A 14,248-nucleotide genomic window follows, 5' to 3' on the forward strand; every position below is an offset into this window, starting at 1 on the left:
TTCGAGTGGCTGCTCGACGTCCGCCACGGCGCCGACTACTTCCGTCGCTGGCACCGCGACAAGGCCACCTCCGGCGGGTTGATGGTGCACAAGGCCAGCCACCACTTCGACCTGGTCAACTGGTGGCTGGCCGCCACACCCGTCGAGGTGTACGCGGCCGGCCGCCTCTTCTTCTACGGCGCTGACGGTCGCCGGCACGGCTACGCCCGCGACTACGACCGGGCGCACGGCTCCCCCGCCGCCGTCGACGACCCGTTCGCGCTGCGGCTGGACGCGCACCCCCGGCTGCGCGAGCTGTACCTCGACGCCGAGGCCGAGGACGGCTACCAACGCGACCGCAACGTCTTCGCGCCCGGGGTGAGCATCGAGGACGACATGGCGGTGCTGGCCCGCTACTCCACCGGCGCCACCATGACCTACCACCTCACCGCGTACGCCCCGTGGGAGGGCTACCGGGTGATGGTCAACGGCAGCCGGGGCCGACTGGAGCTGGACGTGGCCGAGAACGACTACGTCGACAGGGGCACCTCCGGCGCGGTAAAGGGCGCCGCCCTGCACGGCGTCGAGGCGCCGGCCGAGGGCGGTGGTGCGACGCTTACCCTGCGCCCGTTCTGGGCCCCGCCCCGGCAGATCCCGGTGGAGGGTCGCAGTCGGCACGGGCACGGCGGTGCGGACGCCCGGATGACAGGGGTTCTCCTCGGCGGTCAACCCGACCCGTTGGGCCGCGCCGCGACCGCCGACGACGGCGCGTTGGCCCTGCTCACCGGTCTGGCCGCCAACCGGTCCTTCGAGACCGGCCAACCCGTCCGCGTCGCCGACCTGCTCACCCCCCGCTGACACAGGAGACGAGGAGCCCCACTCCGTGCCCACGTTCGACCACACCGACCTGCTCCTGCCGCCCGAGCCGGACCAGCGCGCGCTGGCCCGGGAGCTGTACGCCCTGGCGGCGGAGCAACCCATCATCTCGCCGCACGGGCACGTCGACCCGGCCCTGCTCGCCGAGGACCGCCCCTTCCCGGACCCGGCGCAGTTGCTCATCGTGCCCGACCACTACCTGACCCGGATGCTGCTCAGTCAGGGCGTGCCCCCGGCGGATCTGGGAGTGCCCACCCGCGACGGCAGCCCGGTGGAGACCGACGGCCGAGTGATCTGGCGACGCTTCGCCGCGCACTGGCACCTGTTCCGGGGCACCCCGTCGCGACTCTGGCTGGAACAGACCTTCCGGACCGTGTTCGGGGTGCACAGCCCGCTTCGTCCCAGCACCGCCGACGCCCTCTACGACGAGATCGCGGCCCGGCTCGCCGAGCCGGACTTCCGGCCCCGGGCGCTGTTCGAGCGGTTCAACATCGAGGTCCTCGCGACCACCGAGTCACCGCTGGACGACCTCGCGCAGCACGCCAAGCTCGCCGCCGACGGGTGGGGTGGGCCGGGCGGCCGGGTGGTCACCACGTTCCGCCCGGACGACGTGGTGGACATGGAGTTCGAGGGCTGGTCGACGAACGTGAACCGTCTCGGCGATCGGGCCGGCGAGGACACTGGCACGTACGCCGGCTACCTGGCCGCGCTGCGGGCCCGACGCGCCGCGTTCATCGCCGCCGGGGCCACCTCCTCCGACCACGGTCACCCCACCGCGCGCACCCTGGACCTGACCCCGGCCGAGGCCGGGCGGCTCTACGACCGGGGCCGGCGCGGCGAGGCCGACGCCGCCGACGCGGAGGCGTTCCGGGCGCACATGCTCGTGGAGTTCGCCAGGATGTCGCTCGACGACGGCCTGGTCATGCAACTGCACCCCGGCGCGGTGCGCAACCACAACCGGTGGTTGCACGCCCGGCACGGCCGCGACGTCGGCGGCGACATCCCACAGGCCACCGAGTACGTGCACGCGCTCGCCCCACTGCTGGAGCGCTACGGCAACGACCCCCGGCTGCGACTGGTGCTCTACACCCTCGACGAGGACACCTTCACCCGCGAGTTGGCGCCCCTCGCGGGCGGGTACGCCGCGCTGCTGCTCGGCGCGCCCTGGTGGTTCCTGGACTCCCCGGAGGTGCTGCGCCGGTTCCGGGAGACGGTGACCGAGAGCGCCGGCTTCTACAACACCACCGGGTTCGTCGACGACACCCGGGCGTTCTGTTCCATCCCGGTACGCCACGACGTGGCCCGCCGGGTGGACGCCGGCTTCCTGGCCCGGCTCGTCGCCGAGCACAGGCTGCCGATGGACGAGGCCGCCGAGACCATCGTCGACCTGGCGTACCGGCTGCCCAAGCGGGTCTTCAACTTCGGAGGACACCAGCAATGACGGTCACCATCACCTCCGTCGAGGTGCACGACGTGCGGTTCCCCACCGCCGCCCGGGGCGACGGCTCCGACGCGATCAACCGGGGTGACTACTCGGCGACGTACGTGGAGCTGGGCACCGACGCCGGCCCGACCGGCGCCGGGTTCACCTTCACCAACGGCCGGGGCAACGAGATCACCTGTGCGGCGGTGCGTGCCCTGGCCCACCACGTCCAGGGGCGCACCATCGAGGAGATCACGGCCGAGCCGGTGGCGTTCTGGCGCTCGCTCAGCGCCGACGTGCAGCTGCGCTGGCTGGGTCCGGAGAAGGGCGTCATCCACATGGCGACCGGCGCGCTGGTCAACGCGGTGTGGGACCTGCGGGCAACACTGGCCGGCAAGCCGATGTGGCGCTTCCTCGCCGAGCTGCCCACCGACGACCTCGTGGCCAGCATCGACTTCAAGCACATCACCGACGCGCTCACGCCGGACGAGGCAGCCGCCATCCTCGACAAGGGACGTGACGGGCTGACCGACCGGTTGACGGCCCTCGAACGGGACGGTTTCCCGTCGTACACCACCTCGGTCGGGTGGCTCGGCTACCCGGACGACAAGGTGCGGGCGCTGACCCGGCAGGCGTACGCCGACGGCTGGCGGGCGATGAAGATGAAGGTCGGCGGTCCGCTCGCCGACGATCTGCGGCGGGCCCGGATCATCCGGGAGGAGATCGGCCCGGACGCGCTGTTGATGATGGACGCCAACCAGGTCTGGGACGTCGACGAGGCGATCACCGCGATGGCGGCGCTGGCCGAGGTGGACCCGTACTGGATCGAGGAGCCCACCCACGCTGACGACGTCCTCGGGCACGCCCGGATCGCCCGCGCGGTGACCGAGTTGACCGCCGGCCGCTGCCGGGTGGCCACCGGGGAGGTGGCCGCCAACCGAGTGATCTTCAAACAGTTGCTCCAGGCCGAGGCGATCGGGGTGATGCAGGTCGACGCCTGCCGGGTCGGCGGCGTCAACGAGGTGCTGGCCGAGCTGCTGCTGGCGGCGAAGTTCGGCGTGCCGGTGTGCCCGCACGCCGGCGGCGTGGGCCTCTGCGAGTACGTCCAGCACCTGGCGATCTTCGATTACCTGCGGGTGGGCACCGGCCTGGACGGCCGGATGATCGAGTACGTCGACCATCTGCACGAACACTTCGTCGATCCGGTGCGGACCCGCGGTGGCCGCTATCTGCTGCCCGAGCGGCCCGGTTACAGCGCCACCATGAAGCCCGCGTCGATCGCCGAGTTCCGCTTCCCGGACGGTCCGGCATGGCGGTGACCGTCGGGGCCTCCCGGCTCGGCCTGGGCATGCTGCGCCGCCTGCCCGCCGAGGCCCGCCCGCTGATCCGGCCGGGCACCGTGCCGACCGGCGTCGTACACCTGGGGTTGGGCGCGTTCCACCGGGCCCACCAGGCCGTGTTCACCGAGGCCGCGGTCGGCGCGGCCGGGGGCGACTGGGGCATCGTGGCCGTCGCGCCACGCAGCGCCGCAGTGGTCGAGGCGATCGCCGCGCAGGACAACCTGTTCAGCGTCAGCGCCCTCTCCGCGGCCGGCAGCTCCACCCGGGTGGTGGGCGCCCTGAGCGGCGTCCGGCACGCGCCCAGCGACCCGGACGCCGTGGTGGCGTTGCTCGCCGACCAGGCGGTCCGCGTGGTGACACTGACCGTCACCGAGAAGGCGTACCAACTCGACCCGGTGACCGGCCGACTGTCCCCGGACTCGGCGCTCGCCGCGGACCTGGCCGGCGGCGGAGCGCCGACCACTGTGCCGGGGCTGCTGCTGCGCGGGCTGGCCGCCCGGGCCGCCGCGGACGCCGGGCCGGTGGCGCTGGTGAGCTGCGACAACCTGCCGGCCAACGGTCGGCGACTGCGCGGCATGCTCGACCAGGCGGTCGGCCGGGCCGCCGGGGTGCCCGCCGGGCTCGTCGAGTGGGTGGCCGGCAACGTCACCTGCCCGGGCACCATGGTGGACCGGATCGTGCCGGCCAGCACCCCGGAGACGATCGAGGCGGCCCGGCGTGCGCTCGGAGTGACCGACCTGGCCGCGGTGGCCGCCGAGCCGTACGCGCAGTGGGTGATCGAGGACGATTTCCCCGGCGGCCGGCCCGGCTGGGAGTTCGCCGGGGCGGTGCTCACCGAGGACGCCGGCCCGTGGGAGCGGTTGAAGCTGCGCGCCCTCAACGGGGTGCACTCCGCCATCGCGTACCTCGGAGCGTTGGCCGGTCGGGAGACGATCGCCGACGCGCTGGAGATCCCGCACCTGCGTGACGTATTGCGCCGGCTCATCGCCGAGGACGTGGCGGCCAGCTTCACCCCGCCGGACGGGGTGCGGGTCATCGACTACGGCGAGCAGGCCCTCGCCCGGTTCGGTAACCCGGCGATCCACCACCGCACCCTCCAGGTGGCGATCGACGGCTCCCAGAAGCTGCCGCAGCGCGTCCTGCACACCATCGCCGACCTGCGCGCGGCCGGGCGTTCCGCGCGCTGGGGCGCGCTGGTCGTGGCGTCCTGGTTGCGCTTCGCGCTGGGGTACGCCGACGACGGCCGGCCGTTGCCGCTGCAGGACCCACTGGCCGGGCCGATCCGGGCCGCGCTGGACGCCGGGGCGCAGAGCCCGGCGGGTGCCGTCGACGCGGTCTTCGCGCTGCGCGACGTCATCCCGCTGGAGGTGGCCGAGGACGACGAGGTCCGCGCCGACGTGATCGCCTGGCTGACCGCGTTGGAGCGGCACGGCGTCGAGGCCACGCTGGCCGGTGCCCGGTGACCGGGTCCACCAGGACCGGCCGGCGGTGAGCGGGGCGACCCCGCCGCCCCGGGTGGCGGTGATCGGGGCGAACGGGCACGGTCGCTGGCACCGGCGGGTGATCGCGCCCCTGCACGCCACCGGTCGACTGCGGTTGGTCGGCCTGGTCGACGTCCGGCCGGTGGAGGACGACCCGGAAGCCCCGGTGCCGCCCGGGGTGGCGGTGTTCACCGACCACCGGTCGATGCTCGCCACCACCCGGCCGGAGGTGGTGGTGATCTGCACGCCGCCGCACACCCACCTGGCGATCGCCCGCGACGCCCTGGCCACCGGCGCGGACCTGCTGCTGGAGAAGCCCCCGGTGCTGTCGTTGGCCGAGCACGAGGAGCTGACCTGGGCCCTCACCGCCGCCGGTCGGGTGGCCCAGGTGGGCTTCCAGGCGCTCGGCTCGGCGGCCCTCACCGCGCTGACCGACGCGCTCGCCGCCGGCCGGTTGGGCACTGTCACCGGCATCTCCACCATCGCCGCGTGGCTTCGGCCGGACGCCTACTACGCCCGCTCTCCCTGGGCCGGTCGACGGAGTGTGGACGGCCGACCCGTGCTGGACGGCGCGCTCGTCAACCCGCTCGCGCACGCGGTGATGCAGTGCCTGGCGATCGCCGAGGCGCTCGCCGGGGCGACGCCGTGGCCGGTCGCGATCGAGGTGGAACGCTACCGGGTCCGGCCGATCGAGGTGGAGGACACCGCCGTGCTGCGGGTGCGGTTCCGCGCCGGGCCGCCGGTGCTGGTGGCGGTGACCCTGGCCGCCGAGGAGTTCGTGGCGGGCGAGGTGGTGGTGACCGGCACGACGGGGCAGGCGGTGCTGGAGTACCCGACCGACCGGTTGCGCCTGCCCGGGGACGTGGTGACCCGCCGGGTGCCGGGGCGGCTGGGGCTGCTGGAGAACCTGCTCGCCCACCGGGCCGACCCGTCGGGCGTTCCACTGATCGCACCGCTGGCCCGTACCGCGCCGTTCACCGCGCTGCTGGACGCGCTGCGGCCCGCGCCGGAGCCCCGGCTGCTCGACGGCGAGCTGGTGACCACCAGCGGCGAGGGCGGGGAGCGGGTCCGCCACCTGCGGGGCGTCGTCGACGTGTTGCGCCGGGCGGCCGAGCGGGGGGCGCTGCCGAGCGAACTGGGGGTGCCGTGGGCGTCCGGCGCGTACCGCGCCGAGCTGACCGGATAGCGGTCAGACACCACCTGGGACCGACCTCCACCACCAACGAATGGAGTGAGTCGATGCGCAGAATCCTCGGCGGCGCCACAGTGGTCGCCCTACTCCTCGGCGCCGCCCCGGCCGCCGCCGCCACCCGTCCGGACGTCCCGTCCGCCGACCGGCTCTCCCGGTTGGCCGACCACCTGGGGCGGCAGACGCTGCCCGAGCGCGACGGTTGGGCGGCCGACGGCCCCGGCACCACCGGCGGCTCGGCGGCCACCCCCGAGCGGACCCGGGTGGTCCACAACCGGGCGGAACTGGTCGCCGCGCTGGGCGGCGACAACGCCGCCGACGCCACCCCGAAGCTCGTCTACGTCGACGGTGCCATCGACGGCTTCGAAGGACCCGGCGGCACGCCGCTGAGCTGCGCCGACCTGGCCGACCCGGCCTACCGGTTGGACGCCTACCTGGCCGCGTACGACCCGGCGGTGTGGGGACGGGTGCCACCGAGCGGGCCGCTGGAGGAGGCTCGGGTGCGCTCGGTGACCAACCAGACCCGGCAGACCCAGATCAACGTCGGACCGAACACCACGATCGTCGGGCTGCGTGGCGCTCGACTGACCGGCCTCACCCTCATGATCGACCGGGCGTCGAACGTCATCGTCCGCAACCTGACCCTCGTCGACGCCCGGGACTGCTTCCCCGCCTGGTCGCCGACCGACGGCGAGGCAGGCAACTGGAACAGCCAGTACGACCAGATCTCGGTACGCCGCAGCGAGAACGTCTGGGTCGACCACAACACCTTCACCGACGGCGACAACCCGGACAGCGCTCAGCCGGTGTACTTCGGTCGGCCGTACCAGGTGCATGACGGGTCGCTGGACGTCACACACACCGCCAGCCTGGTCACCGCCTCGTGGAACCGGTTCACGGGCCGGGACAAGCTGCTGTTGATCGGCTCGTCCAACACCGTCGGCCCGGACGTGGGCCGGCTGCGGGTCACCCTGCACCACAACCTCTTCGACGGCGTCCTGCAACGGCTGCCCCGGGTGCGTTTCGGCCAGGTCGACGTCTACAACAACCACTACCGACTCGGTGGGGACGCCTTCCAGTACGCGCTCGGCGTCGGCGTCCAGTCGGCGATCTACGCGCAGAACAACTTCTTCACACTGGACGCGGCGGTCGACCCGGCGGACCTGCTCTACGACTGGGGCGGCACCGCCTTGACCGAGCGGGGCTCCTGGGTCCGCCAGGGCGGCGGCACGGCCCGACCGATCGACCTGCTGGCGGCGTACAACGCGACCCATGACCCCGACCTGGCCGCGGACGCGGGCTGGACGCCCACCCTGCGCCGCGACCTCGTGCTGCCGGCGCCGCTGGTTCCCCTCCTGGTGGGCCCGCTCGCCGGGGCCGACCGGTTGCCGATCTGACGGCTCGGCGCGCCCGCAACTCGCGGTCGGGTGGGCGACGTACGGGCTCATCGATCTGGTGATGATCGGCTATAAGTGACGCATGGACTTCCCGCCGCACCTGGGCAGCATGCCGATGCACGCGATCACCGAGATCCACGGCGAACCGGGCCTGCTGGAGCGTTTCCGGTTGGAGGTCCAGCAGTTCGACGACGCCGCCCGGGCACGGTTGACCGCCGCGCTCGACCTCGCCGCCGAACTGCACCGCGACGATCGACGCGTCCGCGAGCCGTACCTGAACCACCTGCTGCGGGTGGCGATCAGGCTGATGCACCACTACCAGGTGCGGGACGTGGACGTGATCGTCGCCGGTCTGCTGCACGACGCGGTGGAGGACCATCCGGTCGAGCTGGCCGACGGCGACGCGGGCCCCGACCCGACCGGGGCCGCGCTGGCCGCGCTCGCCGCGCGGTTCGGGCCACGGGTGGCCACCCTGGTCGCCGCTGTCACCAATCCGGTGTACGACCCCGAGCGGGACCGCAACGCGCAGTACCGGGAGCACCTGGCGGTCAGTCTGGACCGGGAGCCCTGGGCCCGGGTGATCAAGGTGTCGGACTTCACCGACAACGGGGTGGGCGTGATCCACACGGTCGGGCCGAAGGTGATCTCGTCGGCCCGGAAGTACCGGCCGCTGGTGCCGCTGTTCCGGGACCTGATCGGCCGGCCGGACACCCCGTTGTCGCCAGCGGTGAAGCGGCACATCTTCGGCCAACTGGACCTTGCCGAGGAGCGGTTCAGCGCCATCCTGGACCAGCCCGCCCCGAACTGACCCGTCCCCGGATCACCCGACCGGGTTCCGTGACAAGTTCTCGGATCTGCCAGGAAGCCTCGGGCCTTACGGTTAGTTTCGCGCCAGATGAGAGGAAATGCCCCTCTCGGTTCACTTTTCGGGCGTGTCACCAATCGAGAGGATTCGGACCATGCGCGACCTTTCCCGTCGTGATCTGCTCAGGGCGACGGCCGTCGGCGCCGGGGCGGTCGCCATCCCGAGCGTGATCGCCGGCAGCTCGGCCATCGCGGCCGACGGTCCCGGGTGGCCCTCCGACACGAGGTTCCCGCCGGCAGAGCTGACCGGCCGGATCGTCCGCCCACAGAGCCCCAACTACGCGGAGGCCAGCCTCGGCTGGGACGAGCTTTTCGTGCACTATCCGCTGGTCATCGTCTTCGCTCAGGAAACCCAGGACGTGGTCAACGCGCTCACCTGGGCGCGGCAGCACGACGTCGCGCTGCGGGTACGCAGTGGCCGGCACAACCTGGAAGGCTGGTCGAACGTCGACAACGGCATCGTGATCGACGTCAGCGAGCTGAAGGACGTCCACATCGACACCGCCGCCCGCACGGCGAAGGTCGGCGCGGGGCTCAACCAGTCGGAGGCGGTGACCGCCCTCGGGGAACACGACCTCGCGGCGACGACCGGAACGGAGGGGACAGTGGGCCTCTCCGGGGCCACCCTCGGCGGCGGCTTCGGCTTCCTCACCCGCTACCTCGGAATGGCCTGCGACAACCTGATCGGCGCGGAGATCGTCGTGGCGGCGGGCGCCGACGGCGCCAAGGTGCTCGAGGTGGACCCGTGGAACCACTCGGACCTGCTCTGGGCGCTGCGCGGCGCGGGCAACGGAAACTTCGGGATCGTCACCTCCCTGACCTACCAGGTCGCTCCGCTCACCAGCGTCGCCTACCTGCAGGTGACCTGGCCCGGTCTCGGCGACCTGCACGAGGTCTTCGACGCCTGGCAGCGCGTCGCACCCTTCACCGACCCGCGCCTCGGCACCCAGGTCGAGGTCCACCCGGATTCGATCCTGCTGTTCGCGGTGCTCGCGGAGGGATCCGAGGCGGAGGCCAGGAAACTGCTGGCGCCAATCCTGTCGATCGGCAACCCCACTGTCACAGTGCAGATCGGCGGCTGGGGCGACGTCTACGCCGGCTTCCAGATCCCGAACGAGGACGAGCCCGCGAAGTGGAAGTTCTTCTCCCAGTTCACCCGCGAGCCGTTCCCGGAGAAGGCGGTCAGCATCGTCCGTGAGTTCATGGAGAAGGCGCCCTCGCCCGACAGCAACTTCTTCACCCAGGCCTTCGGCCGCGGGGCGCAACGGCAGGAGCCATTCGGTGGCGCCGCCTTCCCGCACCGCGACGCGCTCTTCTACTCCGAGCCAGGCGTCGGCTGGGGCAAACGCGGCGAGCCCGACAGCGACGATGCCGTCACGCCGATCGCCCAGACCTGGATCGCCGAGTTCAGCCAGGCGCTGCGGCCCTACGTGGACGGCGCCTACGTCAACGTGCCGAACATCGGCATGGCCGAGTGGGAGAAGGCCTACTGGGGGCACAACTTCCCCCGGCTGCGCAAGATCAAGGCGAAGTACGACCCGCACAACGTCTTCCAGTACGAGCAGAGCATCCCGCCCGCGACGCACTGACCCCGATGCCCGGCGGTGCGGGTGGCACCCACCCGCACCGCCGGGCCACCACCCCTCGTGCCCCGAGGGGCCAGCGCGACGCCGGCTGACGTCCAGGCCGATCGTGCCGGGCCCGGTCAGGAGGGCACAGCCTCGTTGAGGATGACGCGCAGCGGGTGCGGTGCGCTGGTGGCGAGGTCGCCCAGCACGGCGAGCAGCAGACCGTACTGGTCGGGCGGCTCGTCGACGAGCAGTTGGCCGGCACCGGTGACCAGCAGGGTGAGCGGCCCGGCGGCGAGCCGGTCCCGGAGCACGTCGGAGAGGGCGTCCCAGGTCTCCCCCAGGTACGCCGGCAGGGCCAGTACGGCGGCGAGCGCCGCGAACAGGCCAGCCCTGGTCCGGGTCACCGCACCGGCCAGCACCACCGCGCCAGGCTCGTCGAGACCACCGTCGTGGCAGACGATCAGCCAGTCGGGCGCCCGACCCGCGTGCTCCTCGACCATCACATTCCTCCTGAGCTGACCAGAGCGACATCCGACCGGTGCTACAACTGACCGGAACTACCAACCGCAGCGGGCCGACCGGCCGAGGCCGGCCGACCCCCCACACCGGTCAGAGTCGGTAGAAGTCGGTGTAGTGGTTGGGCGAGAACCAGGTGACCCCGGTGCTGCGGTTCACCACGATCCGGTACGCGTCCCGGGCGGCGCCCTGCGTGCGCGGGTAGACGTCGTACTCGTAGTAGGTGGCGTTTGTGGGCAGTTGACCCTCGTAGTTGTAGAACTGGCCGCCGGCGAAGTTGGACTTCCCGCCGCTCCAGGAGTACCAGCCTCGGCTGGTCGGAAACCCCTTGGCGGACCAACCCGAACGGGCGGTGCGGGCGTCCGCGCAGCGGCTCATGGTGCAGGAGCTGTAGACCGCCGCCGAGGCCGGGTCGGTCAACCGAGGGGAAACCACGGACGGGCCGACCAGCGCGGCGGCGACCATGGCCAGGAGCAGGACGAGGGTGGTGGTACGCCGGCGGATCGCGCCGAGCGTGGCCAGCGGGGACACGAGGGTGGACACAGGCTGCCTCCAGACCATTCGATCCATCGATCCGCGTGATTGTCGGACCGGACCCAGTCTCACCGCTGAAGGTCGGCGACAACACCCCACGGCAACCCAACTGCTCCACAATGCTCGGTAAACCCCGAATGATCATCTGTCTCGGCGAATCGGCCACCCCACCGTCGACGGCGCGCATGGCCTGGTTCGTACCGATATGCGGTCCGCTCGGTGACGGCGTGGCGGCAGGCATATCGGTCACCGGTTGTTAGCGTGAAACGCGGATCCGTGACCGGGGAGGGTGCCATGACGGACGCCCCCGACGGGAGGCCGAGGCCAGCGGACCAGTGGCGGCACCGGGGCGTACGAGGGTTGACCGTCGCCCGCGACGCCGGTATACGCGGCTGGCGGTGGTGGGCGCGAAACTGGGATCGGCTGGTCGCCGCGCTCCAGGACGAGGCGCCCGTCGGCTCCGCTGCCGCGCCGTCACCGTCCGGTCCACTCGTCGAACAACGCGACGCGCCCCGGCTGATCGCGGTCCCCGCACGCGGGTACGTGTACTCCTTCTACATCCGCGCCACGTTCGCCTGGTCATCGTCGGCGAGCCTGCGGTCCGAGGTGCTGAGCTGGTACGTGCAGTACTTCCAAGCCAACGCCATCCAACGGCTGACCCGACTCGCCGCCGACGCCGCCCGGGACCTGCCCCCGCACCGGGCCGGCGACCTGGAGGTGGCGTTGCAGCGGGCGCTCGCAGAGGATCCCCTGTGGCACTACCAGCGGGGCGACATCACGCTCACCTGCCGCCCCGACGCCTCCGTACGACTCGACGAACGGATCATGCCGGCGCTCCAGCCGCACGTCGACCGCCTGGTCAAGCTGGAATACCAGTTCGACGAGCAGATCCGAAAGGCCCGGTACGCCGAGGAGTTGAGCCGCCGGTGGGCGACGATCCTGGAGGATCACGCGGACGACGACGACCTGGCCGACGCCCGCGAACACCTGCTCACCGCGCAAAGCGAAGCCGCGCGCTGGATCGCCGAACTCCTCCACCGCCACGCCAACCCCTCACCAGAGTCGGCACCGACGCCCAGGATCCCCCCACAACAGACCCACCCCACCCGTACACCGCCAGCCCCCGACTAGCCCTCCCCGCCCCGCCCCTCCCCGCCCCTCCCCCACTCCCCCATGATCAAGTGATGAAAAGTAGGTGTGGAGGGCCTGTGGGAGCTATTTCTCATCACTTGATCATCAGGCTGGGCGGTTGGCGAGAATAGCGAGGGTCTCCTGGCGGACCTGGACCGGGGCCGTGGTGAGGCGGCGGTGGCTGAAGCGGACGACGAGGATGCCGACGGTGGCGAGCAGGGCGTCGCGGCGGAGGTCGATCTCGCGTTCGGCTGGGTCGCCGTGGCTGGTCGCGCCGTCCAGCTCGATGTTGACCCGTTCCACCGCGGCGAACATGTCGAGGTAGATCGTCCGGGCACCGACCCGTACCCGCGCCTGCCGGATGAACGTCGGCATACCCGGTCCGGTGAAGACGTGGTCGTGGCCCCAGATCTCCAACGGGCTGCGGCACCCGGCGGCGAGCCGGTCCAGCAGACCGCTCAGTGCTCCACGGTCGGGCATTCTCGCCACCTCGGCAAGGGCGGCGGCCAGGCGCCGCGGCGTGGTCATCCGATCGTTGACCGCACGGATGAGCAAGCTCGATCGGTCGATCGGCGGCAGCAGCGGCCAACAGTCCACCAGGGTCCGGTCGAGCCGGGTGACCGGCAGTCCTGCCCGTGTCACCACCTGCGGCGGCGCGACCGCGAAGTCGGACCTGTGGGTTACGACCAGATGCGCCCGATCACGCAGGCCTGATCCCCGCGGCAGATCGAGATACACCGGCTCGCCCGGTGGCTGGCGGCGTAGGCCCCACACCTCGAGCGCGGTCAGGCGGCTCAGCGCCCCACGCTCGTCGACGTACGCCAGCGCAGCGCGTCGGGCGACGTCCCGCTCGACCCGGGCCAGCATCGGCAGGTCGGCGTTGGGACTGCGGATCAGCAGGTCCGCCCGCCGGGCGGTCTGGATCGTCCACGCCGGGGCCACCCGCAGCATGTCCCGTCGAGTGACCAGCCCATCGCCACGGACGAGGAGGGATTGAATCCGCGCATCCACCGGCTCACCCTGGCGTGAAGCCCCGCCCTTGCGCGGGCTGCTGTGGACAGCGGAGGCACCTGTGGACAGCCGTTCGGGTGGCGGTCAATCGTGGTAGGCGTCCGTCAAGGCCCTTGGCGCAGCGTTCGGTCTCTCCACCAACGCAGCCTCAAACCAGTCGAACAATCGCCGCCGAGGCGAGGGATACACCACGGTGCGTGTTCGGTGAATCTAACCGCCGAAACGCAGCGCCTGCCGCAGATCCGCGTCCAGGCTCTCCTGGTACTGCGGATCGGGCTCAGCCCCCGCCGCGCTGAGGACGGTGCTGAAGAAGCATCTGGCGCCAACGGCGAGGATGACGCGGAAGACATCCGTGTCATCGAGTCCGTGAGCACGCAGGTCCGCGACGTCGACCTCGGTGACGGAGTTCGCATCGGCCGCGACCTTTCCGGCGAAGTTGACGACTGCGACCTCCTGCGCGGAGAGGCCGGCGCTGCCGTGGTCCGACGCGATGGCGGCGACAGTCGGCGCGTCGAAGAACTTGTCGCGCAGGACCTTTCCATGTGCCAGACCGCAGTAGGAGGATTTCAGGGCCCGGGCCGCGGCGAGGGTCACCAACTCATAGCGGCGCAACTCCATCCCGTCCTTCACCGCACCGTTGAGCTGCTGCCATGCCAGATACGCCGCCGGATTGTGGGCGAACAACCTGGTGTAGTTGGGCAGGTAGCCCATCGCCTTCGTGTCGGTATCGAACATCCGCTCAGTGTCCGCGGACCGCTCTGCCTGCCGTAGGAAACTCATCCGACTCCCCCCTGTTTGGACCCGGACGGTACGCCGTTGGGGCTGCGAACGCTGTCGGGAAACCGGCCGTGCGCGAAGGGCCCAACGGTCGTCAGGTGCCGGGCCGCCTTCTCACTCTCGACCCGCCACCTCCCGAGACTGTGCCGCCCACCCACG

The 14,248-nt window shown here is 71.7% G+C and carries 13 protein-coding genes; 9 read left to right on the forward strand and 4 right to left on the reverse strand.

The genetic code is table 11. The features are described from left to right. The 8 genes from AB0B98_RS31530 to AB0B98_RS31565 form a co-directional block, all read left to right on the forward strand. A partial coding sequence (locus AB0B98_RS31530; protein ID WP_357367354.1) for a Gfo/Idh/MocA family oxidoreductase occupies window positions 1–837 on the forward strand: 837 nt, incomplete at its 5' end. A 25-nt stretch (window positions 838–862) separates the two neighbouring features. Further along, entirely contained in the window at window positions 863–2,296 is a 1,434-nt protein-coding gene (gene uxaC, locus AB0B98_RS31535; protein WP_357367356.1) for a glucuronate isomerase, read from the forward strand. Further along, complete coding sequence (locus AB0B98_RS31540) at window positions 2,293–3,597, forward strand: enolase C-terminal domain-like protein (protein WP_357367358.1); 1,305 nt, start codon at window positions 2,293–2,295, stop codon at window positions 3,595–3,597. The genes uxaC and AB0B98_RS31540 overlap by 4 nt, the downstream gene beginning before the upstream one ends. Continuing rightward, on the forward strand, window positions 3,588–5,081 hold the full coding sequence (locus AB0B98_RS31545) for a mannitol dehydrogenase family protein (protein ID WP_357367360.1): 1,494 nt from the start codon (window positions 3,588–3,590) through the stop codon (window positions 5,079–5,081). Before AB0B98_RS31540 ends, AB0B98_RS31545 begins: the two co-directional genes overlap by 10 nt. Before the next feature lie 25 nt (window positions 5,082–5,106). Beyond that, window positions 5,107–6,285: a Gfo/Idh/MocA family oxidoreductase gene (locus tag AB0B98_RS31550; RefSeq protein WP_357367362.1), complete on the forward strand. Its 1,179-nt coding sequence runs from the start codon at window positions 5,107–5,109 to the stop codon at window positions 6,283–6,285. A 53-nt stretch (window positions 6,286–6,338) separates the two neighbouring features. Next, a complete protein-coding gene (locus tag AB0B98_RS31555) occupies window positions 6,339–7,685 on the forward strand; it encodes a polysaccharide lyase family 1 protein (protein ID WP_357367364.1) in 1,347 nt (448 codons plus the stop codon). A gap of 82 nt (window positions 7,686–7,767) precedes the next feature. Further along, on the forward strand, window positions 7,768–8,493 hold the full coding sequence (locus AB0B98_RS31560; RefSeq protein WP_357367366.1) for an HD domain-containing protein: 726 nt from the start codon (window positions 7,768–7,770) through the stop codon (window positions 8,491–8,493). Window positions 8,494–8,644: 151 nt separating this feature from the next. Continuing rightward, the gene (locus AB0B98_RS31565) at window positions 8,645–10,138 is read left to right on the forward strand and encodes an FAD-binding oxidoreductase (protein ID WP_357367368.1); all 1,494 of its coding nucleotides are present in this window, start codon (window positions 8,645–8,647) and stop codon (window positions 10,136–10,138) included. Between the two features lie 116 nt (window positions 10,139–10,254). Here AB0B98_RS31565 and AB0B98_RS31570 read toward each other — a convergent pair whose 3' ends face one another. Continuing rightward, complete coding sequence (locus tag AB0B98_RS31570) at window positions 10,255–10,620, reverse strand: barstar family protein (RefSeq protein WP_357367369.1); 366 nt, start codon at window positions 10,618–10,620, stop codon at window positions 10,255–10,257. A 109-nt stretch (window positions 10,621–10,729) separates the two neighbouring features. Then, window positions 10,730–11,179: a ribonuclease domain-containing protein gene (locus AB0B98_RS31575; protein WP_238670618.1), complete on the reverse strand. Its 450-nt coding sequence runs from the start codon at window positions 11,177–11,179 to the stop codon at window positions 10,730–10,732. Window positions 11,180–11,464: 285 nt separating this feature from the next. Between AB0B98_RS31575 and AB0B98_RS31580 the strand changes: the two genes are divergently transcribed. Continuing rightward, window positions 11,465–12,301: a hypothetical protein gene (locus AB0B98_RS31580; protein WP_357367372.1), complete on the forward strand. Its 837-nt coding sequence runs from the start codon at window positions 11,465–11,467 to the stop codon at window positions 12,299–12,301. A gap of 105 nt (window positions 12,302–12,406) precedes the next feature. On the opposite strand, the gene AB0B98_RS31585 is transcribed toward AB0B98_RS31580, so the two are convergent. Together AB0B98_RS31585 and AB0B98_RS31590 are read right to left on the reverse strand one after the other, a co-directional pair. Further along, the gene (locus AB0B98_RS31585; protein ID WP_357367374.1) at window positions 12,407–13,312 is read right to left on the reverse strand and encodes a DUF559 domain-containing protein; all 906 of its coding nucleotides are present in this window, start codon (window positions 13,310–13,312) and stop codon (window positions 12,407–12,409) included. Between the two features lie 210 nt (window positions 13,313–13,522). Further along, window positions 13,523–14,047, reverse strand: coding sequence for a peroxidase (locus AB0B98_RS31590; RefSeq protein ID WP_357367376.1), 525 nt, complete (start codon window positions 14,045–14,047; stop codon window positions 13,523–13,525). Between the last annotated feature and the right edge of the window lie 201 nt (window positions 14,048–14,248).

The organism is Micromonospora sp. NPDC048947 (genome assembly GCF_040649495.1).
Taxonomy (GTDB): Bacteria; Actinomycetota; Actinomycetes; order Mycobacteriales; family Micromonosporaceae; genus Micromonospora; species Micromonospora alfalfae.

Coding starts and splice junctions, on each gene's coding strand:
- AB0B98_RS31540 (WP_357367358.1), top strand. CDS start 2,293: ATGACGGTCACCATCACCTCCGTCGAGGTGCACGACGTGCGGTTCCCC.
- AB0B98_RS31545 (WP_357367360.1), top strand. CDS start 3,588: ATGGCGGTGACCGTCGGGGCCTCCCGGCTCGGCCTGGGCATGCTGCGC.
- AB0B98_RS31555 (WP_357367364.1), top strand. CDS start 6,339: ATGCGCAGAATCCTCGGCGGCGCCACAGTGGTCGCCCTACTCCTCGGC.
- AB0B98_RS31560 (WP_357367366.1), top strand. CDS start 7,768: ATGGACTTCCCGCCGCACCTGGGCAGCATGCCGATGCACGCGATCACC.
- AB0B98_RS31565 (WP_357367368.1), top strand. CDS start 8,645: ATGCGCGACCTTTCCCGTCGTGATCTGCTCAGGGCGACGGCCGTCGGC.
- AB0B98_RS31570 (WP_357367369.1), bottom strand. CDS start 10,620: ATGGTCGAGGAGCACGCGGGTCGGGCGCCCGACTGGCTGATCGTCTGC.
- AB0B98_RS31580 (WP_357367372.1), top strand. CDS start 11,465: ATGACGGACGCCCCCGACGGGAGGCCGAGGCCAGCGGACCAGTGGCGG.
- AB0B98_RS31590 (WP_357367376.1), bottom strand. CDS start 14,047: ATGTTCGATACCGACACGAAGGCGATGGGCTACCTGCCCAACTACACC.